The sequence below is a fragment of the Methylobacterium sp. CCH7-A2 genome (genome assembly GCF_001557075.1).
GTDB lineage: Bacteria > Pseudomonadota > Alphaproteobacteria > Rhizobiales > Beijerinckiaceae > Allobosea > Allobosea massiliensis.
On sequence record NZ_LSKN01000069.1, the window covers coordinates 28,007 to 47,687 of the forward strand.

Sequence of the window (19,681 nt, forward strand, 5' to 3'; positions counted from 1 at the left end):
GGTTGTCGCCACGCTAGCTGCGCCGCCAGCCGCGCGTGTTGACCTCGATCAATGCTGACGGGCGGCGCCCGTCGGACCCTGCAGTCGCGGGGACGAGACGGGCGAAGCCGTCCCCGCGCAAGTCTTTCTCCGACCCTCCGTGGTGCCGCTGCGCCGCGGATGCGGTTTGCCCGTCGTCCCGTCCGCGGAAGGCCGATCCGATGAAACTCCCGAAAGCCGGCTGGCTGCTGCCGGTCGTCGCCCTCCTCGCAGCCGGAATCGGCTATCTCGCCTGGCAGCGTCTGCGTGCCGGGGACCTGCCGGAGGGGCTTGCCAGCGGCAATGGCCGTATCGAGGCGGTGGAGATCGACGTCGCCGCGCGCGTCTCCGGCCGGATCAAGGAGATGCTGGCCAATGAGGGCGACTTCGTCACGGCCGGCCAGATCGTCGCGCGGATGGACACCGAGACGCTGGAGGCCCAACGCGCCGAGGCGCAGGCGCAGTATGAGCGGGCGGTGATCGCGGTCGATACGGCCAAGAGCCTTGTCGTGCAGCGGCAGGCCGAGAAAACTGCGGCGACCGCCGTCGTCGCCCAGCGCGAGGCCGAGCTCGATGCCGCCCGCCGCAAGCTCGGCCGGTCGGAACAGCTCTCCGAGCGCGGCAATGTCTCCGACCAGGTGCTCGACGACGACCGGGCCCGGGCCCAGGGCGCCACGGCCGCCGTCGGCGCCGCCAAGGCGCAGCTCGCTGCCAGTGACGCTGCCATCAGCTCGGCGGTATCGCAGGTCGTCGGGGCGCAGGCCGCGGTGGCGGCCGCGCAGGCGACGGTGCGGCGCTTCGATGCCGATATCGACGACAGCGCGCTGAAGGCCCCGCGCGACGGGCGCGTCCAGTATCGCGTCGCCCAGCCGGGTGAGGTGGTGGCGGCAGGCGGGCGCGTGCTCAATCTCGTCGATCTGCAGGACGTGTTCATGACTTTCTTCCTGCCGACCGGGCAGGCGGGCCGCGTCGCGATCGGCGCCCCGGCGCGGATCGTGCTCGACGCGGCGCCGAGGCTCGTCATCCCGGCCTCGATCTCCTTCGTCGCCGATGTCGCCCAGTTCACGCCGAAGACGGTGGAGACGACGCAGGAGCGCGAGAAGCTGATGTTCCGCATCAAGGCGCGGATCCCGCCCGAGCTGCTGCGCAAGCATATCCAGCAGGTGAAGACCGGGCTGCCGGGCGTGGCCTATGTCCAGCTCGATCCGCAAGCGGCCTGGCCGCAGCGCCTCCAGACCGGCCTGGTTCAATGAGCGCGCTTCCGGCCGCGGCCGGGGCGCCGGTCGTCAGCCTCGCCGGCGTCGGCCTGAGCTACGGCCAGACCCGGGCGCTCGAGAGCGTGACCGTCGATCTTCCATCGGGCTGCATGGTCGGGCTGATCGGTCCCGACGGCGTCGGCAAATCGAGCCTGCTGTCCCTGGTGGCCGGCGCGCGCATGATCCAGACGGGTTCGGTCACGGTCCTCGGCGGCGACATGGCGAATGCGGCGCATCGGCGCGCGGCCTGCCCGCGCATCGCCTATATGCCGCAGGGCCTCGGCAAGAACCTGTATCCGACGCTGTCGGTGTTCGAGAACGTCGAGTTTTTCGGGCGATTGTTCGGGCAGGGCCGGGCCGAGCGCGAACGGCGCATCGCCGAGCTGCTGGCGAGCACGGGGCTCGCGCCCTTCGCCGGCCGGCCGGCGGGCAAGCTTTCGGGCGGGATGAAGCAGAAGCTCGGCCTGTGCTGCGCGCTGATTCACGATCCCGATCTGCTGATCCTGGACGAGCCGACCACCGGCGTCGATCCGCTGTCGCGGCGCCAGTTCTGGGAGCTGATCGACACGATCCGCGCCGGGCGACCCGGCATGAGTGTCGTCGTCGCCACCGCCTATATGGAAGAGGCGGCACGGTTCGACTGGCTGGTGGCGATGGATGCAGGACGCGTCCTCGCCACGGGTGCGCCGGCAGACCTCCTGGCGCAGACCGGCGCTGTTACGCTCGACGAGGCCTTCATCGCGCTGCTGCCGGAGGAGAAGCGCAAGCTCCACCATGCCGTCGTCATTGCGCCGCGCGACGCGGAGACCCATGCCGAGATCGCGATCGAGGCCGAGGATCTGACGATGCGCTTCGACGATTTCGTCGCGGTCGACCGGGTCAGCTTCCGGATCCCGCGCGGCGAGATCTTCGGCTTCCTCGGCTCGAACGGCTGCGGCAAGTCGACGACGATGAAGATGCTGACCGGGCTGCTGGCCGCGAGCGAGGGCCGGGCCCGGCTGTTCGGTGCGGAGGTCGACCCGCGCGACATGCGCGTGCGCCAGCGCGTCGGCTACATGTCGCAGGCCTTCTCGCTCTATTCCGAGCTGACGGTGGCGCAGAATCTCGACCTGCACGCCTGCCTGTTCCGGCTGCCGCCGGAGAGCATTCCGGCCCGCGTGGCCGAGATGGTGGAGCGGTTCGACCTCGCTTCCGTGATGGATGCGCTGCCGGACGCGCTGCCGCTCGGCCTGCGCCAGCGCCTGTCGCTGGCGGTGGCGCTGATCCATGCGCCGGAAATCCTGATCCTCGACGAACCGACCTCTGGCGTCGATCCGGTCGCCCGCGACGGGCTCTGGCAGATCCTGGCCGATCTGTCGCGGCGCGACGGCGTCACCATCTTCATCTCGACCCATTTCATGAACGAGGCGCAGCGCTGCGACCGCATCTCGCTGATGCATGCCGGCAAGGTGCTGGTCAGCGACACGCCGGCGGCGATCGTCGCGCAGCGCGGCAGCGCCACGCTGGAGGACGCCTTCATCGGCTATCTGGAGGAGGCGATCGGGGAGGCAGGGGCGCCGCCGCAACCCGCGCCGGTGGCTCCGCAGCCTACCGCCGTGGCGGTGGCCGCTCCCCATGCGGAGCGCCGCCTGTTCGATCCGCGCCGGATGCTCAGCTACTCGCGGCGCGAGGCGCTGGAGCTCAGGCGTGACCCGATCCGCGCCACGCTGGCGCTGGTCGGCAGCCTGCTTTTGATGTTCGTCATCGGCTACGGCATCAATTTCGACGTCGAGAAGCTGTCCTTCGCCGTGCTCGATCACGACCGGACGCTCGCCAGCGGCGATTACGCGCTGGGGATGGCCGGATCGCGCTACTTCGTCGAGACCGCGCCGATCAGCGATTATGCCGATCTCGACCGGCGGATGCGCCGCGGCGAACTGGCGCTCGCCATCGAGATTCCGCCCGGCTTCGGGCGAGATCTCGCGCGCGGACGTCCCGTCGCGGTCGCGGCCTGGATCGACGGGGCGATGCCGCAGCGGGCCGAGACCGTGCAGGGCTATGTCCAGGGCCTGCACAGTGCCTGGCTGACGCAGAAGATGCGCCTGCTTCTCGGCGAGGACGCGGCCAGCGCCTCGTTCCGCATCGAGACGCGCTATCGCTACAACCCCAATATCGAGAGCCTCGTCGCGATGGTGCCGGCGGTGATCCCACTGCTTCTGCTGATGATCCCGGCGATGCTTTCGGCGCTCAGCGTCGTCAGGGAGAAGGAGCTGGGCTCGATCATCAACCTCTATGTCACCCCGGTGACGCGGTTCGAATTCCTGCTCGGCAAGCAGCTGCCCTATATCGCGCTCGCGCTCGCCAATGCGCTGCTGCTGACGCTCTTCGCCGTCTTCGTCTTCCGCGTGCCCTTCACGGGCGATCTCCTCGCCTTCGCCACTGCTGCCTTCGTCTATGTGGTGGCGGCTACGGCGATGGGGCTGCTGATCTCCAGCTTCATGACCAGCCAGATCGCGGCGATCTTCGGCACGACGATCCTGACCCTGCTGCCGGCGACGCAGTTTTCCGGCATGACCGACCCGGTCTCCTCGCTGCAGGGGGTGGGCGCGCTGGTCGGACGGATCTATCCGACCGCGCATTTCATGACGATCTCGCGCGGCACTTTCTCCAAGGGGCTGGGCTTCGGCGATCTCGGGGGCAGCTTCGTTCCCCTGCTGATCGCCGTGCCGGTGCTGCTCGGGCTGGCCACGTTCCTCCTCAAGAAACAGGCGCGGTGAGCGATGCGGCCGGCGAACATCCTGCATCTCGGGATCAAGGAAATCCGCGGTCTGCTGCGCGACACGACCCTGCTGGTGCTGATCGTCTACAGCTTCACGCTGGCGATCTACAGCCAGACCAAGGCGGTGCCGGAGACGCTCAACCGCGCCGCCATCGCGATCGTCGACGAGGACCGCTCGCCGCTCTCCTCGCGCATCGTCACGGCGTTCTATCCGCCCTATTTCACGCCGCCGCGGGTGATCACCGCCACCGAGATGGACCGGCGCATGGATGCCGGGCTCGACACCTTCGCGCTCGACATTCCCCCCAATTTCCAGCGCGACCTGCTCGCCGGACGCAAGCCTGCGATCCAGCTCAATGTCGACGCGACGCGGATGACCCAGGCCTTCAGCGGCAATGTCTACATCCAGAGCATCGTCGGGGCGGAGATCACCGAGTTCAGTCAGCGGGCCCGCGGGACGGCGGCCTCGCCGGTCGAGCTCGTCCAGCGCCTGCGCTTCAATCCGGAGCTCAACAAGGGCTGGTTCGGCGCGGTGATGAACGTGGTTTTGAGCATCACCATGCTGTCCATCGTGCTGACCGGCGCGGCGCTGATCCGCGAGCGCGAGCACGGCACGATCGAACACCTGCTGGCGATGCCGGTGACGCCCTTCGAGATCATGACGAGCAAGGTCTGGTCGATGGGGCTGGTCGTGCTCGCCGCCTCGGCGCTGTCGCTGATCGTCGTGGTCCAGGGGATGCTGGGCGTGCCGATCGAGGGCAGCATCCCGCTCTTCCTGCTGGGCGCGGCGCTGCTGCTCTTCGCCACCACCTCGCTCGGCATCTTCCTGGCGAGCATCGCCGGCTCGATGCCGCAGTTCGGGCTGTTGCTGATGATGGTGCTCTTGCCGCTGCAGATGCTCTCGGGCGGCATGACCCCGCGCGAGAGCATGCCCGAGATCGTGCAGACGATCATGCTGGCGGCGCCCAACACCCATTTCGTCATCCTCGCCCAGGCGGTGCTGTTCCGCGGGGCGGGGCTCGACGTGGTCTGGCCGCAGCTGCTCGCCCTGATCGGCATCGGCGCGGCGCTCTTTGCCGTGTCGCTGCGGCGCTTCCGGCGTTTCCTGCGCTGAGGGCGGCGCCTCAGGAGCGGGCGTATTTGGCCCCGCAGAAGGAGCGCGCATTGTCGGTCCACTGGCCGAAGCCGGTGGCGACCATGTTGCGGATGACGGTGCAGACATAGCGATGCTGGGCCGGGTTGTTGTGCGGCCCGGCGTGATAGCGCGCCACCGCCATGGTCCAGCTCGTATGGCGGGCCTTCAGCCGCTTCAGGAACTTGGCCGAGTATTCGACGTTCAGCGCCGGGTCGAACATCGCGTCGAGGCTGGGGAACTGGTCGCGATGGTAATGATGGTTGATCTGCATGCAGCCGATGTCGATCAGCTTCTTGCCGCGGGCCCGCGAGGCCTGGAATTCGGCCAGCGCCTCCTCCTTGCTCGCGCCGAAGAAGGCGCGGCCATGGATGTTGAGCGCATAGGGCTGCAGCGAATTGCGCCTGCCGCTTTCGGTCAGGCCGACCGAATAGAGCACGCCGACGGGGATGTCATAGGCCTTCGAGACGCGGATCATATGCTCCTCGCAGACCGTCTGGGCGGCGGCCGGCGTGAACAGGCTAGAGATAGCGAAGAGGGTCGCGGCCAGGGCGATGGCTTTCGCGGCGATCATGGGTGTCCTCCGTGCTGATGAGGGCCTCGTTGCGGGCGTCCTGTCGTTGCGGTGATGGCCGGTCATTTTGCCGGTCGTTCTGCCTGTCCTGCTGGCGCGAGGGGTCGAAGCCGCGGCCGTTGCGGCCGGCCCCCTCCTCGCGCGTGCCGTCGCGGGGCGCGTCCTGGCCCGGGCGTGGATCGGCGCCGGCCGATTCGACATGGACGGTCTCGACCGAGACCTGATCGAGCGCATGGCCGCTCGCCCGCACGATCTCGCGCAGGGCCTCGCGGTCATTCGCGAGCAATTGCGCGGTCTCGGCGCGGCTGGCCTCCAGTCGTACCTCCATGCCGCCCTGCGAGATGCGCAGCTTGACGACGATGCTGCCGAGTTCGACCGGGCTGAGCTGGATGTGCAGGATCTTCGTCGGCTCGGCGATGCCGCCGGGCTTCGCCGTCCCGAGATCTGGAACCTCCTCCGCGCGCGACGCCGAAAGCTCGGAGGCCGCCTGCCGGATCGGCTCGGCGACCTGCTGCAGCGGCGAGAGGCGCATGACCGGCGGCAGATGCGTCTCCTGCCGGATAACGGCGATGGTGAAGGGCTTGTCCGGGCCTGCGTCCTTCGCTGTGACCTCGGCGGCGGCCGGCTTCGGATCGAGCAAGCCCGTCGCGTCCGGCAGATCGGGCAGGGCGACTTCCTCCGTCGGCAGCGCGATACCTGCCTCTGCCGTCGCGGGCCGCGGGGCCGGTTCCAGGGCATCGGCCGCGCCGGTGGCGGCCCGGGCGAGAACGCCGTTCAGCGCGGCGAATCCGTCGCGGCGCGGGCCGGTTTCGCGACGTGGTTCGGGCCGCGTCTCCGGGGCGGGGGGCTGGGCTGCGCCGAGCAGGAGCCGCGCCGCATCGGCCGCGCCGTCGGTGGGGATGGTCGGTTCCGTCGGGGCGGTGGCCAGGAGATCGGCGAGGCGCTCGGCGGGGAAGGCCTCGGCCTTGTCCCCGGGCTCCGCGCGGCCCGGCTCCGTGGGCTTCTCGGCAACGCCCTTGCCGGCGCCCTTGTCGAGCGTCTGCAGCAGGGAGCGGAAGGCCTGGCCACGCTCCTCGCGCCCGCCGGCCGTCAGGCGTGTCTTGGGGTTCTTCGCAGCCTCGGCGCCGCGGGGGGATGGCAGAACGGGTGTCTCGACCTGGCTCATGGCCGGGCTTCTCCGGAGCGGACGGGGGTGAAGACGGGGTCGGCGAGCAGCTTCTGCGCCTCGGCGAGGCTGCGCTCGGCCCCCGACAGCAGGCGCTTCATCCGTGGGTCGAGACCGGCGGGTTCGGCGGTGACGGCCGGGGCGGGAGTCTGGGCGCCGCCGGGGGGCGCATCGACGATCTCGGCGGCGACGCGCAGGGCGGTGCGCAGGATGTCCTGCTCGTCCGGCGGCAGCCGTTTGGCGTCGATGGATTTCAGCGTGTCGAGACTGCCGCCGCTCCGGTCGAGGCCGATGCGCGAGGCGGCGCGGTAGAAGGAGGCGCGCGTGACGGTGGCCTGATCGGCGCCGGGAATCCGCGCCACCTCCTCGGCGGCGAGGCGCGCCTGCTCGAAGCGCCCGCGCACCAGTGCGTCGCGGGCGATGATCAGGAGCACGGCGCGCTGCTGCTCGCGGTCGAAGGCGCGCAACGTCGCCACCAGCTTGGGAAACTTGGCCGGGTCGCGGCCGATGTCGAAGCGCACCAGCCCGGTGGCGAAGCTCTGGCGGAAATGCTCGGCATAGACCGAGCGGTCGAAGCGCCGCATGTACTGGGCGGTGCCCTTCTCCAGCCGGTCGAGATCGTTGATCTCGGCGGCGATGAAGACGGCCCGGCGCAGCGCGCCCTCCTCGACCAGCGAGCCGGGCGAGGCCAGCCTCGCCTGGTCGAGCAGCTGCAGCGCCCGCTTCTGGTCGTCGCGCAGGATCAGCGTGGCCTGGACGAGGGCGAGATGGCCGGCCAGCGATTCATGCAGGCCGGCGGGGTCGAGCGGCATCAGCAGCGCCTTCGCCCGGGCGCCATCGCCCATGACATAGGCGAGCGCGCCCTCGGCCAGGCCCTTGGGCAGCCCAACCGGCTCGCCGCGCCTGACCAGCTCGGCCAGGGGACCGGGCTGGCCGCCGCTCAGCACATATTGCACGGCGGCGCGGGTGTTGCGGGGATCGTCCCAGACCGCGGCAGGCTGCGCCGCCATCGCCTGTTCGAGATCGCGCAGCAGCTTGGTCTGGGCGGCGTGGGCGGCCCGGTTGCCGGCGGCCGCCTCGTTCTGCAGCGACTGCAGGGTGCGCACGAGCTGATAGGGCGGGGCCGGCGCCGGCGCGGACTCCTGAGCCGCCAGGGCCGGTGTCGCCAGCGCGAGCGCGACGGCCAGCAGGAACAGGCGCCTCATGCGCGCTTCTCCCGGATCAGGATCTCGATGCGGCGGTTCTCGGCGGCGTTGGGGTCACTGGCGCGCGGCCGGCGGCTGGCATGGCCCTCGATATGCTCGATCCGGGACTGGCTGATGCCGCCCTGAACCAGCAGGTCCTGGGCCGTATGGGCGCGCGAGGTCGAGAGCCGCCAGTTGTCGCTGCGGCCATCGCGGAAGGGCCGCGCATCGGTATGGCCGCGGATGACGATGGCGCCCTCGCGCTCCTTCAGCACGGCGGCGACGCGCTGCATCGCGGCCACAGTCTGCGGATGCGGCTCGGCCGAGCCGATGCCGAACATGCCGAAATTGGCGTTGTCGGTCAGGCTGATCAGCACGCCCTCGTCGGTCTTGCGGACATCGACCTGCGGCTGGTCGGCCCGCTGGGGCCCGCCCCTGGCGATGGCCGAGGCAATGGCCGAGGCCATCGCCTCGTCGGCGCGCGACGCCATGGCGGTGGTGGTCGTGGCAGTGGCCGCGAGCCCCGGGCGCGGCGACATCGCGGGAGACACGGCCGGGGTTGCCACCGCCACCCCCGAAGGTGGGTCGGCGACGGGCGGGTTCGCGGCGACAGTTGTCATGGCTTCGCCCGAGGGCTGCGGCTTCGGGGCGGACTCGCTCGCGGCCGCTGGCGCCGGGGCGGCGTCTCCCGCGAAGGCCTGCTGTCGCTCGGGCCTGTCGGTCTGGGGCGTCTGGCGCCAGAAGTTCGGGTCGAAGGGGTCGCGCATTGCCTCGCCGCCATTCATCCCCGGCTTGCCGGTAGCCCCGAGCGTCAGCGTCGAGGCCCGGTCGGAACCGGGTTCGGGCTTGGCGGCGGCGACCTCGGCGAGAACGGCATAGGGATCCTCGAAGGCGGCCTTGCCCTGGCGTGGATCCTTCAGCGTCGCGCTCGGCCGCCGGTCGGAGCCGGTCTTGGCGGCGCCGACCTCGTCGCCGTCATGGCGGCTGGTGCTGTCGACCTCGCCGGGCTCGGCGTCCTGCGGGTTGCGCACGCCCTTGCGGTCCGAGGTCGTGTCGGAAAGCTTGATCGGGTTGAAATACTGGGCGACCGTCTGGCGCGTCTCGCGATTGGTCGAGTTGACCAGCCAGAGCACGAGGAAGAGCGCCATCATCGCCGTCATGAAGTCGGCATGGGCGATCTTCCAGACGCCGGTCTTGATCTGATCCGTCGGGCGGCCGGCGCTGCGGCGGAGGATGATGAAATCCTGGCGGTCGGTGTCCATGGAGCGGCCTCCGATGCGGACGTGCGGGTTCAGGCGGCGGGCCGGCGGCGGCGATCCGGGCCCTGGCCGCGGAGCCGCGCGACCCAGGCCGCGATGCGGGTTTCGATGACGGTCTCGCCGAGGACGATCGACACATCGACCGCCTCGGTCTCGGCGAACTCGACCGCCGTCCCGGCGGGAAAGACGCCGCGCAGGGTCGCCAGCAGGTCGGCCGGGCCGCTGACGCGGATCACGGCCCCGTCCCCGCCGCTGAGCAGCGGGCGGATCTGGTCGATCAGCGCGCGGCTCGCGGCGTCGCTGAGTTCACGCTCGAGGAAGGGCCGCAGCAGCCGCCCGGTCGTCTCGGCGAGGCTCTCGCCCAGAGCTGCGAGCGCCCGGGGCAGCTCGGCGGCCAGCGGCGTCGCCACCGCCTCGGCCCAGGCGAGCCGCGCCTGTTCGAGGGCCGCCTCGGCGGCCTGCGTCTGGCGGGCGGCTGCGGCCTGCGCTTCGGCGCGGGCCTCGGCGAGACCCGCCTGGCGGCCGTTCTCGAAGATGGCGTCGAGATCCGGTGGCGGTTCGCGCGGGGTGCGTGGCAGGAAGGCGGGCAGCTCGATCTCGGGCTCGGGCGCGGCCGTGCCGGCCTCCGGCAGGAGGGCGAGCTCGCTTTCGTCGATCTCGAAGCTCGGGATGAAGTCGGCGGCGGACCGGTGCTTCACGCGCGCTCTCCCTCATGGATCCACCGCTTCAGGATCGCGGCGGCCTGGGCCTCGTTGAAGTCGATCAGCTGCTCCAGCTTGCGCAGCGGCGAGCGCTGTGAGGCGTTGGTGAGGTCGCCGATCAGGTTGAGGCCGATCTCGCCGCCGGCGATCTGCAGCTGGGGATCGACGGCCGAGACGGTCGCGTCCTCGGTGATCGCGGCGACGGCGGCCGGCGCCGGGCGCTTGAGGATGGCGTTGATCGAGGGCCGCAGGCCGAACCAGATGATCAGCGCGGCGAGGCCGAGGATGGTGACCGCGTTGATCAGCGTGCCCGACTGGCGCAGCAGCGCCTCGGCGACGCCGACGGGCGGCGTCGGCTCCAGCGTGCGGCTGCCCTGGAGGAAGTCGACCGCCAGCACCTTGACCGCGTCGCCGCGCTGGTTGTTGACGCCGGCGGCGGAGGCCACGACCTGGCGGACATCCTCCAGCCTGGCCTCGATCGCCTCGGGGCTGGGTGAGGCGCCGAGCGATTCGACGAGGCGCGGCCGGTTGATCAGCACGGCGATCGACATCTTGGCGACCGAGTAGCCGTCGCTGACGGTCTGGATGCGCTTGGAGGAGATCTCGTAATTGGTCAGCTCCTCGCGGCGCTGCTTCTCCTCGCTGGAGCGCTGGCCGCCATCGGCGCGCACGGCGCGCTCCGGCACGTTCTGCTCGACCGTGGTCGGCTCCTGCGTCGCGGCGTTCTGGGAGGTGTCGTTCTCGCGCACGACCCGGACCGAGCGCTCGACCTTGGAATCGGGGTTGAAGACCGTTTCGCTGGTTTCCTTCCGGTCGGTGTTCAGCTCGGTGGCGACGCTGATCTCGAAATTCTCGAGGCCGAGATAGGGCGTCAGCGCCTTGCGGACATTGTCCTGGATCTCGCGGCTGACGCTCTGCTGCAGGCCCGCGAGCTTGGAGGAGGCCATCTGGCCGGGCTCGCCGCCGGTCGCGAGCAGGGTGCCGTCGGTATTGAGCACAGTCACCTTCTCGGCCGAGAGGCCCGGCACGGCCGAGGCGACGAGATGGCGGATCGCCTGCGCGACATGGCCGGCGCCCGAGGTCTCGGTCCGCACGACGACGCTGGCGGAGGCCGGCTGCTGGTCGCGCCGGAACGAGCCCTTGTCGGCGAGGACGAGATGCACGCTCGCCGCCTTGACCCCGCGCATGAGCTGGATGGTGCGGGCGAGCTCGCCCTCCATGGCGCGCACGCGGGTGACCTCCTGCATGAAGGAGGTCAGGCCGAGCGAGCCGAGCTTGTCGAAGAGCTCGTAGCCGCCGCTGGTGCTGCGCGGCAGGCCCTTTTCGGCCAGCAGCATGCGGGCCTGGGCGGCCTGGGACGGCTTGACCAGGATCTGCGTGCCCTCGGAATTGACGTCGAAGACGACGGCGGATTCCTGCAGCGCCGCGCCGATGCGGTTGACGTCCTCGCGCTGCAGCCCGCTGTAAAGCACGGTCAGCTCGGGCCGGCTCAGCTGATAGGCGCTGATGCCGATCGCGGCAAAGACGAAGAGGCCGATCGCGGCCAGAGCGGCCAGTCGCTTCGGACCCAGTTGCTGGAGGTTGAGCCAGATCTCTTCCGCGTATTGCCGGCCCGGCATCGTCGTTCCTTCATGCGTGGCAGGTGATGACGCCACTGTGCTGGGCGAGCCTTGCGCGAGCATTGCGCGGGTTCAGGCGGCGTCCCGCCGGGCGACGACGGAAAAGGCCGCGCTCCCGGGGGAGAGCGCGGCCCTGTCTGTCGTTTGGAGGTGCCTTTCGCGTCAGCCGCGGAACAGCGACAGGATGCTCTGGCTGCCGGAGTTGGCGATCGACAGCGCCTGGATGCCGAGCTGCTGCTGCGTCTGCAGCGCCTGGAGGCGGGTCGATTCGGCGTTCATGTCCGCATCGACGAGCTGGCCGATACCGCGATCGAGCGAGTCCTTCAGGGCCTTCACGAAGTCCTGCTGCAGGCCGATGCGGTTCTTGATGGCGCCGAGGTTGGTGGCGGCATCGGTGATCGTGCCCAGGGCATCGTCGACGGCCGAGATGTAGGTCTCGAGCTTGGCGAGGTCCGTGGCATTGTCGGTCAGCTTGGAGATGTCGATGTCGGCGACGGAGAAGGTCTCCCAGGCGGTGCCGGTATAGGCATCGTAGGTCTTGTCCAGGATGCCCTTGTTGCTGTCGACCGGGGCAGCCAGCGCCGTCAGCGTCACCGCCGCGCCGAGACCGGCGACGCTGGCGTCGATCACGACGTTCGCATCGTTGCGGCTCTTGAACGCCAGGGCGTCACCGGCGGCGTTGATGCCGACCGACAGACCCTCGACGCCGAGCTTGTTGATCTCCTTCGCGATGTCCTTCAGCGAGGTGCCGGCGGCCACCGCGATGTTGAGAGCCGGAGCCGCGCCGACGGTGACGGTGATGTTGCCGCCGACGTCGAGCAGGGGATCGCGGGCCGCGGTGGTGGCGGTCGGGAAGGTCTGCGCCGCATAGGCCGTGTCGAGGTTCGCGTCGTAGAGCTTGATCGCGTTCAGATCGACGGTGACGGTGTCGACCTGGACCTGGCCGCCGGCGCGGGAGAAGGACGAGACGACCGACTTCGTGGCGTTGTAGCTCGACGCCGTCGAGTCGACCGAGATCCAGTTCTCGCCGTTGAACACCGCGGAGTCCGCCGTGTTCTTGAGCTGGCTCTGGAGCTCCTTGATCTCGCTCTGGATCTTGTCGCGGTCGACGCCGGGGGTACGGGCCGCGACGAGCTTGGCCTTGATCTCCGAGACGACTTCGACCGTGCCGTTCAGGCCGGTATACATCGTGTCGATGGTCGCGGCGCCGAGGCCGAGAGCGTCCTGCACCGCGCCGAGCGCCTTGTTGTCCGAGCGCATCGTCGTGGCGATCGACCAGTAGGCGGCGTTGTCGGAGGCGGTCGAGACGCGCTGGCCGGTGGCGATGCGGTTCTGCGACTGGGCGAGGTTCTTGTTCGTCTGCGTCAGCGTCTGCAGCGCAGTCATCGCGGAGGTGTTGGTGAGCAGGCTGGTCATGATGATGTTCCTCAATCTGGAAGGGATTGGTGGGAACATTCCGGGTTTGCACCGGGATGGCAGGGCGGCTTCATGCCTTTGACGCCGGGGACGCACCCATCGGGTCAACCTGCCATGGGTCTGGTGTAGCGGGCGAAGCTTGCGCGGGGCTGGTGGGCCGCTGCGCGCCGTCACGCCACCTTCTTCGCATAGACGAGGCAGAGCAGCTCGGCGACGACCTTGTAGAATTCCGGCGGGATCATCTGGTCGAGCTGGACGGCGGCGTGGAGCGAGCGGGCGAGCGCGCGATCCTCGACCACGGGGATGTCGTTGGCTTCCGCGATCTCGCGGATCTTGAGCGCGATCAGGTCCGTGCCCTTGGCGAGAACGAGGGGAGCGCCGCCCTCCTCCTGCACATAGCGCAGCGCCACGGCGTAATGGGTCGGGTTGGCGATGATGACGGTGGCGCGGGGCACGGCCGCCATCATGCGGTTGCGGGCGCGGTCGCGGGCGAGCGAGAGCCGGCGCGACTTCAGGATCGGGTCGCCTTCGGCCTGCTTGTGCTCGTCCTTGACCTCCTGCTTGGTCATGCGCAGCGAGCGGCGCCAGAATTTCTGCGTCCAGACCAGGTCGATCGCGACGATCACGATCGTGGCCACGCAAGCCGCCGAGAGCAGGCGGATCGCGATGGTCAGGATCAGTTCCGGAAGGGCGCTGGGGTCCCTCAGCATGGCCGTCACCACCGTGTTCTTGTCCGATTTGAGGATCAGCCAGACGGTCACCGTGATGGCGGCGAACTTGGCCAACGACTTGCCGAATTCAACGAGGCCCTGGCTGCCGAAGATCCGCGTGAAGCCCTTGGACGGCGAGAGCCGCGACCATTGCGGCGTGATCCGTTCGAGGGCGAGCTGGGGCGGATGCTGCAGGAAGGCCGCACTCAGGCCGAAGACGAGGAAGAGCGCGAAGACGGGCCACAGGAAGAGGCCGGCCTGCATCGCGGCGTGGAGCAGAAGCGCGGTCGTGTTGCCGCTGGTCGAGATGTCGAAACCGGCGGGGTCGGCCAGGAAGTCGGAGAGATGGCGCGCCATGGCGGCCGCGCCGTCGCGCATCAGGAAGACGCCGGCGATCAGCGTCGCCGCGATGGCGGCGAAGATCGGAGCTTCCTTGGAGGAGGGCGTGTTGCCGCGCTCGACGGCATCGCGCACCTTCTTTTCGGAGGCTTCCTCGGTCTTGCTCTCCTGGTCCTGTTCGGACACGTATCGTCACCTCCCCGTCGGCATCCTGCCGATTATTGGAAATAGGCGCCCTCCTCGCGGTCCGGGTTGAGTTCGATCTCGCCGCGGCTCGCCATCTCCAGCGCGATGTCGGTGATGGCGCGGCGGGCGTCGACGACGTCGCGCTGCAGCGCCGGCTCGCCGTTCTCGAGGTCCTGCTGCACGATGCGGCGCGCGCGGGCCGCGAGCGAGGACAGGATCTGGTCGCGGAAGGCGGCCTCCGTGCCCTTGAGCGCGAGCACGAGCCGGTCGGTCGGGACCTGGTCGAAGATCGCCATGCGGGCGCGGGCGGAGAGCTTGACGATATCGTCGAAGGTGAAGAGCAGGCCCTTCAGCATCTCCGCCGATTCCGGCCGGATCCGCTGCAGGCTGCCCAGCGCCTCCTCCATGTCCTGGCTGTCCATCTTGTTGAGGATGTCGGCCATGCGGGCATGGGTGTCGGCGCCCTTGTTGCGCGAGAGGTTCAGCGTGAAGCCTTCGTAGAGCGCCTTCTCGACGATGGCCGCCGGCTGCTCGGCCACCGGCTTGAGGTTCAGCATGCGGCGCATCAGCTCGTGGCGCTTGTCGGCCGGCCACTGCGTCATCACGCGCGAGGCGCAGGCCGGCTTGAGCTTGGACAGGACATAGGCCGCGGTCTGCGGGTGCTCCTTGGCGAGATAGCCGGCGAGCGCGCTCTCGGGCATCTGCGAGATGCGGTCCCAGATCGAGCGGTTGGCGGCCTCCGCGGTCTCGCCGATGATCTCGGTGATCTCCTCGGGCGGCAGCACGCCGGTCAGCAGCTTCTGCACCTCGCTGGGCGAGCCGACCAGGTTCATGCCGCGCGAGAACTGGTCGCTGAACTCGTCGACGAGATCGGCGATGTCGTCGGCGGCGACCGGGCCGAGCTCGGAGGCGCGCCGCATCAGCGCGCGGACCTCGGCGGTGTCGAGATGCTTCAGCATCCGTCCGGCCAGCGGCTTGCCCATGGCGAGCACGAGCACGGCCGCCTTGCCGGCGCCGCCGAGCGCCGCCGTCTTGCCCGCCGGGGCGGGCATGGCGGGGCTTGCGGCCCGGTTGTCCTTCGCGATCGCCGTCATCGTGCGTCTCGCCTCATTCTTCGAACTTGGCCTGGACGCCGACGATCTCGGTCAGCGAGACGCCGAAGCGGCTGTTGTCGTCCTCGACGATGACGACCTCGCCGCGCGCCACGATGCGCCCGTTGACGACGACGTCGACCGGCTCGCCGACGCGGTGGTCGAGCGGCACCACGGCGCCACGGCGCAGCTTCATCAGATTGGCGACCTGCATTGAGGCGCTGCCGAGCACGACCTGGATCGTGACGGGAATGCGCATCACCGCTTCGAGATTGAGCGGGTCGTCGGCGGGCGGCGGAGCTTCCGCAGCCTCGGGCTCGGCCGTGGCCTGCGGCTCCATCAGGGCGACATCGGCCTGCTCCTCGGAGAGGGCGAGGTCGGAGAGCTTCATCGGTTTGGTCGGCTTCTTCATGGTGGTCTCCCGGCGGGAAGCGATCGGAAACGGCCGTCAGGCGGCGTTGGCCTTGCGGCCGGCGGCATGGGGCGCGTCGAGGCCGGCGCCGATCCGCTTGAGCTCGCCGGCGAGGCGGCGGCCGGCATCGATGCGCTGGCCGAGTTCCTCGACGACGTCGCGGCCGCTGGCATGCAGCTCGCGGATGGTGGCCTGGATGGCGGAGAGCGCGGTCTCGGTCTTGCCAAAGACCTGCTGAAACTCGGCATGGTAGGCGCGCATGCGCTGCAGCTCGCGGCGCATGCGCAAGACCTGGAGGCTGGTCAGCAGCAGGGCCACGAAGAGGACGGCTTCACCGAGATAGAAGATCATCGAAAAACTCCTGTTCCTGGTTGGCGCTGTCCTGCACGCGCAGGACATAGGACCCGTCGCGCTGGCCGAGCTGGCACCAGAAGACGGTCTCGTCGTTGCACTGGAGGCGGACGGGGGAGCGCGGCGAGGCCTGCAGCTCGATGACCTGGCCGATCTTGAGGGCGCTGATCTCGCCCAGCGTCATCGGGCGCTCCTCGAGGATCGCCTGCAGCCTGACCTCGGTCTTGTGGACCTCGGTCTGGATCTGCCGCGTCCAGCGCTGGTCCTTGACGGTGGTGTGGCCGGAGACGACGCGGGTCAGGCTCTGGCGGATCGGGTTCAGCGCCGTCTGCGGGATGATGACGAACATCTGCCCGCAATTGTCGAGACCCTGGACCAGAAGCTGCGACTTCACCGCCAGGTTGCTGCGGCTGCCGATGGCGGCGAAATACATCCGCGTCTCGATCTGCTCGAAGATGAAGCTGACATCGGCGACCGGGCTGAAGGCGGCCTTGAGGTTCTGCGCCGCCAGTTCGCAGAGCGCCTGCGCGACCTGGATCTCGATCGGCGTGTAGGGCCGCTCGTCGTCCGGGAAGTCGGGCTCGTATTTGTAGGGGCGCTCGCTGCCGTCGGCGCCGAAGAGCACCTCGATCAGGGTGAAGACGAAGTCGCGGTCGAAGCCGATCAGGATGCGCGAATCCCATTCCGGCGAGTGGAAGATGCCGGCGATGGTGTTGTGGGCGTGGGCGTTGAGCGCGTCGCCGATGCGCTGGCTCTGGACGTTGGCGACGGAGAAATAGGTCGGCGAGGTCGACATCTGGCGCACGGCGTCGGCACAGCCGGTGGCGAGCCGGTCGAAGACCATGCGCAGCATGGGCAGCCGGTCGATCGAGATGCCGGTCGATTCGAGGAGCTTGTCCTCGCGGATGGCCTGGGCGGCGGTGCTCATCAGGCGGCTTCCTTCTGGGCGCGGTCATTGGCGGGCGCCGCGCGCTGGCCAGCGCCGCTGATGGTCTTGTCCTCGACCTCGTCGATGGAGGGCCGCTCGGCGGCGGAGATGACCTTGCGGCCATATTCGAGCGCGACCTGGGGCGCGGCGCCGTTGATGAAGGCGAGCAGGGTCTGCTTGACGACGATGTAGACGCGCAGCTGCTTTTCGCGCACTGCCTTGATCTTGAGCGAGATCGGCCCGATCACCCCGTAGGAGAAGAAGATGCCGGCGAAGGTGCCGACCAGGGCCGCGCCGATGAAGCCGCCGAGCAGGGCGGGCGACTGGTCGATCGCGCCCATCGCCTTGATGACGCCGAGCACGGCGGCGACGATGCCGAGCGCGGGCAGGGCCTCGGAGACGGTGCCGAGCGCATAATAGGGCTTCAGCCGGTCCTGGACCTGGCTGCCGATCTCCTCGTCCAGCAACGCCTCGACCTCATGGGCCTGCGCCTTGCCGACGATGATCAGGCGGAAATAGTCGCAGATGAACGTCGTGAGCTGCGCATCGGCGAGGACGCTGGGATAGGCCGCGAAGAGCGCCGATTCATAAGGCGTCTCGATGTGCTGCTCGATCTCGGCGCGGCCCTTGTTGCGCAGCTCGCGCATCAGCGCATAGAGCACGCCGAGCACCTCGAAGTAATGCGCCTGGCTCGGCGTGGTGTTGCGCATCGCCTCCATCACCGCCGCGCCGGTGTCGGTGACCGTCTTCATCGGGTTGGCGACGAAATAGGTGCCGATGGCGGTGCCGAGGATGATCACCAGTTCCCAGGGCTGCCAGAGCACGGCGACATGCCCGCCCATCGCGGCAAACCCGCCGATGAGCGAGCCGATCGCAATCAACAGTCCGACCAATACGCTCAAGACGCCGCTCCTTCTCGCAATCTGCAAGTGAAGCGCTAGAGGAGCTGGCTTGCGCGAGGCTGAAACGACTGTCGCGGGACAAAGGTCAGGTCCGCGCAAGCCTTGCGCGGGAGCGTGACGTCTCACGAAGGTCCGGGCGCAGGCCCGGATCACTGCCGGGATTGCGACGATGACCACGACGACGATGGCGTTCCAGGCCGTGGCGCGGAACCTGCCCAAATCGCTGGAGCGGGCGGCCGCGGTGCCGCAGACGGCCAATGAGAGCGCCTACTATCTCGCCAATATCGGCAAGATCAAATCGATCGACGACTTCCTCGGCAACGACCGGATCTATCGTTACGCGATGAAAGCCTTCGGGCTGGAGGAGATGACCTACGCCAAGGGGCTGATCCGCAAGGTCCTGACCGAGGGCGTCGACTCGTCCTCCAGCTTCGCCAACAAGCTGACCGACCCGCGCTACAAGGAGCTGGCGACGACCTTCAATTTCGCCCGTTACGGCACGGCGACGACGAGCTTCGACCGCACGCAGAAGCCGATGACCGAGCGCTATGTCCGCCAGGTCTTCGAGGAGCAGCAGGGCAGCCAGAACGAGAATGTCCGGCTCGCCCTCTATTTCGAACGCAAGGCGCCTGGCCTCAAGAACGCCTATGAGGTGCTGGCCGATCCGGCGCTGCTGAAGGTGGTGCAGACGGCGCTGGGCATCCCCGCCTCGACCTCGATGATGCCGATCGACAAGCAGGCGGAGATGATCTCGAAGAAACTCGATTTCGACCAGCTGAAGGACGCCGAGGGCGTCCAGCGCTTCCTGCTGCGCTTCACCTCGCTCGCCGATATCGGCGCCAGCCAGAGCGCGGCCAACAACGCTTTGACCATCCTCGTCGGCCCGCCGGTCGCGGCGGGCGTCAGCACCGATGTCCTGTTCAGCATCCAGAATCTCCGCCTCGGAGGCGTGTGACCATGCAGTCCTCGATCTATGTCGGCCTGTCCTCCCAGCTCGTGCTGGAGAAGCGCATGGAGACGCTGGCGCGCAACGTCGCCAACATGAACACGGCCGGCTTCCGCGCCGAGGAGGTCAAGTTCAGCACCTTCCTGTCGAAGAAGGGGCCGGATGCGGTCTCCTTCGCCTCGGCGGGGGAGACCTATATCAGCCGCCTCCAGGGCGGGCTCGACAAGACCGGCAACCCGCTCGACGTCGCCGTCGAGGGCGAGGGCTGGCTCGCCATCAATACGCCCGCGGGCACGGTCTACACCCGCGACGGGCGGATGAAGATGACGCCGCAGGGCGAACTGCGCACGCTCTCGGACCATCCGGTGCTCGATGCCGGCGGCGCGCCGATGCAGCTCGACCCCGAAGGCGGGCCTCTGGTGATCGCGCGCGACGGCATGATCTGGCAGGGCAACCAGCAGGTCGGCGCGATCGGCCTCTTTTCCATCGACCCCGCTGCCAAGCTGCAGCGCCACGACAATTCCGGCGTGATCCCCGATCGCCCGGCGACGCCGATCCTCGATTTCGTCCGCAACGGCGTGCGCCAGGGCTTCGTCGAGGGCTCGAACGTCAACCCGATCCGCGAGATGACCAAGCTGATCGCGGTGACGCGCGCCTTCGAGAGCGCCGCCAATGCGATCGACAAGGGCGAGAAGGCGGTCGATGGCGCCATCCGCTCGCTCGGCGAGAGCTGA

Annotated in this window: 18 protein-coding genes; 5 read left to right on the forward strand and 13 right to left on the reverse strand. The window is 69.1% G+C overall.

The features are described 5' to 3' along the window. Positions 1-200 precede the first annotated feature (200 nt). Genes AX750_RS04875 through AX750_RS04885 form a run of 3 tightly spaced genes read left to right on the forward strand, consistent with a single transcriptional unit; the run spans position 201 to position 5,146 of the window. Positions 201-1,271, forward strand: a complete 1,071-nt coding sequence (locus tag AX750_RS04875) for an HlyD family efflux transporter periplasmic adaptor subunit (protein ID WP_066724072.1) — start codon at positions 201-203, stop codon at positions 1,269-1,271. Next, positions 1,268-4,030 carry a ribosome-associated ATPase/putative transporter RbbA gene (gene rbbA / locus AX750_RS04880; protein WP_066724069.1) on the forward strand — a complete coding sequence of 921 codons (2,763 nt, stop codon included), beginning with the start codon at positions 1,268-1,270 and terminating at the stop codon, positions 4,028-4,030. The genes AX750_RS04875 and rbbA overlap by 4 nt, the downstream gene beginning before the upstream one ends. 3 nt (positions 4,031-4,033) lie before the next feature. Next, positions 4,034-5,146 (forward strand): ABC transporter permease, encoded by a 1,113-nt coding sequence (locus tag AX750_RS04885; RefSeq protein WP_066724066.1) that lies wholly within the window; start codon positions 4,034-4,036, stop codon positions 5,144-5,146. Positions 5,147-5,156: 10 nt separating this feature from the next. Here the strand turns inward: AX750_RS04885 and AX750_RS04890 are convergent, their stop codons facing one another. The 13 genes from AX750_RS04890 to motA form a co-directional block, all read right to left on the reverse strand. Next, entirely contained in the window at positions 5,157-5,738 is a 582-nt protein-coding gene (locus tag AX750_RS04890) for a transglycosylase SLT domain-containing protein (protein WP_066724063.1), read from the reverse strand. Then, positions 5,686-6,903 (reverse strand): flagellar hook-length control protein FliK, encoded by a 1,218-nt coding sequence (locus AX750_RS04895; protein ID WP_066724060.1) that lies wholly within the window; start codon positions 6,901-6,903, stop codon positions 5,686-5,688. Before AX750_RS04895 ends, AX750_RS04890 begins: the two co-directional genes overlap by 53 nt. Then, the gene (locus AX750_RS04900) at positions 6,900-8,108 is read right to left on the reverse strand and encodes a hypothetical protein (protein WP_066724058.1); all 1,209 of its coding nucleotides are present in this window, start codon (positions 8,106-8,108) and stop codon (positions 6,900-6,902) included. The genes AX750_RS04895 and AX750_RS04900 overlap by 4 nt, the downstream gene beginning before the upstream one ends. Continuing rightward, positions 8,105-9,349: a MotB family protein gene (locus tag AX750_RS04905; protein ID WP_066724057.1), complete on the reverse strand. Its 1,245-nt coding sequence runs from the start codon at positions 9,347-9,349 to the stop codon at positions 8,105-8,107. Before AX750_RS04905 ends, AX750_RS04900 begins: the two co-directional genes overlap by 4 nt. A 29-nt stretch (positions 9,350-9,378) precedes the next feature. Next, on the reverse strand, positions 9,379-10,044 hold the full coding sequence (locus AX750_RS04910; protein WP_066724054.1) for a hypothetical protein: 666 nt from the start codon (positions 10,042-10,044) through the stop codon (positions 9,379-9,381). Then, on the reverse strand, positions 10,041-11,666 hold the full coding sequence (fliF, locus tag AX750_RS04915; protein ID WP_066724051.1) for a flagellar basal-body MS-ring/collar protein FliF: 1,626 nt from the start codon (positions 11,664-11,666) through the stop codon (positions 10,041-10,043). Before fliF ends, AX750_RS04910 begins: the two co-directional genes overlap by 4 nt. Before the next feature lie 162 nt (positions 11,667-11,828). Beyond that, a complete protein-coding gene (locus tag AX750_RS04920; protein ID WP_066724048.1) occupies positions 11,829-13,082 on the reverse strand; it encodes a flagellin in 1,254 nt (417 codons plus the stop codon). 170 nt (positions 13,083-13,252) lie between these two features. Next, a complete protein-coding gene (gene flhB / locus AX750_RS04925; RefSeq protein WP_066724045.1) occupies positions 13,253-14,317 on the reverse strand; it encodes a flagellar biosynthesis protein FlhB in 1,065 nt (354 codons plus the stop codon). Positions 14,318-14,349: 32 nt separating this feature from the next. Beyond that, positions 14,350-15,411: a flagellar motor switch protein FliG gene (locus tag AX750_RS04930; protein WP_082735390.1), complete on the reverse strand. Its 1,062-nt coding sequence runs from the start codon at positions 15,409-15,411 to the stop codon at positions 14,350-14,352. A 13-nt stretch (positions 15,412-15,424) separates the two neighbouring features. Then, positions 15,425-15,820, reverse strand: a complete 396-nt coding sequence (fliN, locus tag AX750_RS04935; protein WP_245282308.1) for a flagellar motor switch protein FliN — start codon at positions 15,818-15,820, stop codon at positions 15,425-15,427. Positions 15,821-15,856: 36 nt separating this feature from the next. Beyond that, the gene (locus AX750_RS04940; protein WP_066724041.1) at positions 15,857-16,171 is read right to left on the reverse strand and encodes a hypothetical protein; all 315 of its coding nucleotides are present in this window, start codon (positions 16,169-16,171) and stop codon (positions 15,857-15,859) included. Beyond that, a complete protein-coding gene (locus AX750_RS04945; protein ID WP_066724038.1) occupies positions 16,152-17,099 on the reverse strand; it encodes a FliM/FliN family flagellar motor switch protein in 948 nt (315 codons plus the stop codon). The genes AX750_RS04940 and AX750_RS04945 overlap by 20 nt, the downstream gene beginning before the upstream one ends. Then, positions 17,099-18,001, reverse strand: coding sequence for a flagellar motor stator protein MotA (gene motA / locus AX750_RS04950; protein WP_066724035.1), 903 nt, complete (start codon positions 17,999-18,001; stop codon positions 17,099-17,101). The genes AX750_RS04945 and motA overlap by 1 nt, the downstream gene beginning before the upstream one ends. A gap of 169 nt (positions 18,002-18,170) precedes the next feature. Between motA and AX750_RS04955 the strand changes: the two genes are divergently transcribed. Further along, on the forward strand, positions 18,171-18,956 hold the full coding sequence (locus tag AX750_RS04955) for a DUF1217 domain-containing protein (protein ID WP_066724033.1): 786 nt from the start codon (positions 18,171-18,173) through the stop codon (positions 18,954-18,956). 2 nt (positions 18,957-18,958) lie between these two features. After that, positions 18,959-19,681 carry a flagellar basal-body rod protein FlgF gene (flgF, locus tag AX750_RS04960; protein ID WP_066724030.1) on the forward strand — a complete coding sequence of 241 codons (723 nt, stop codon included), beginning with the start codon at positions 18,959-18,961 and terminating at the stop codon, positions 19,679-19,681.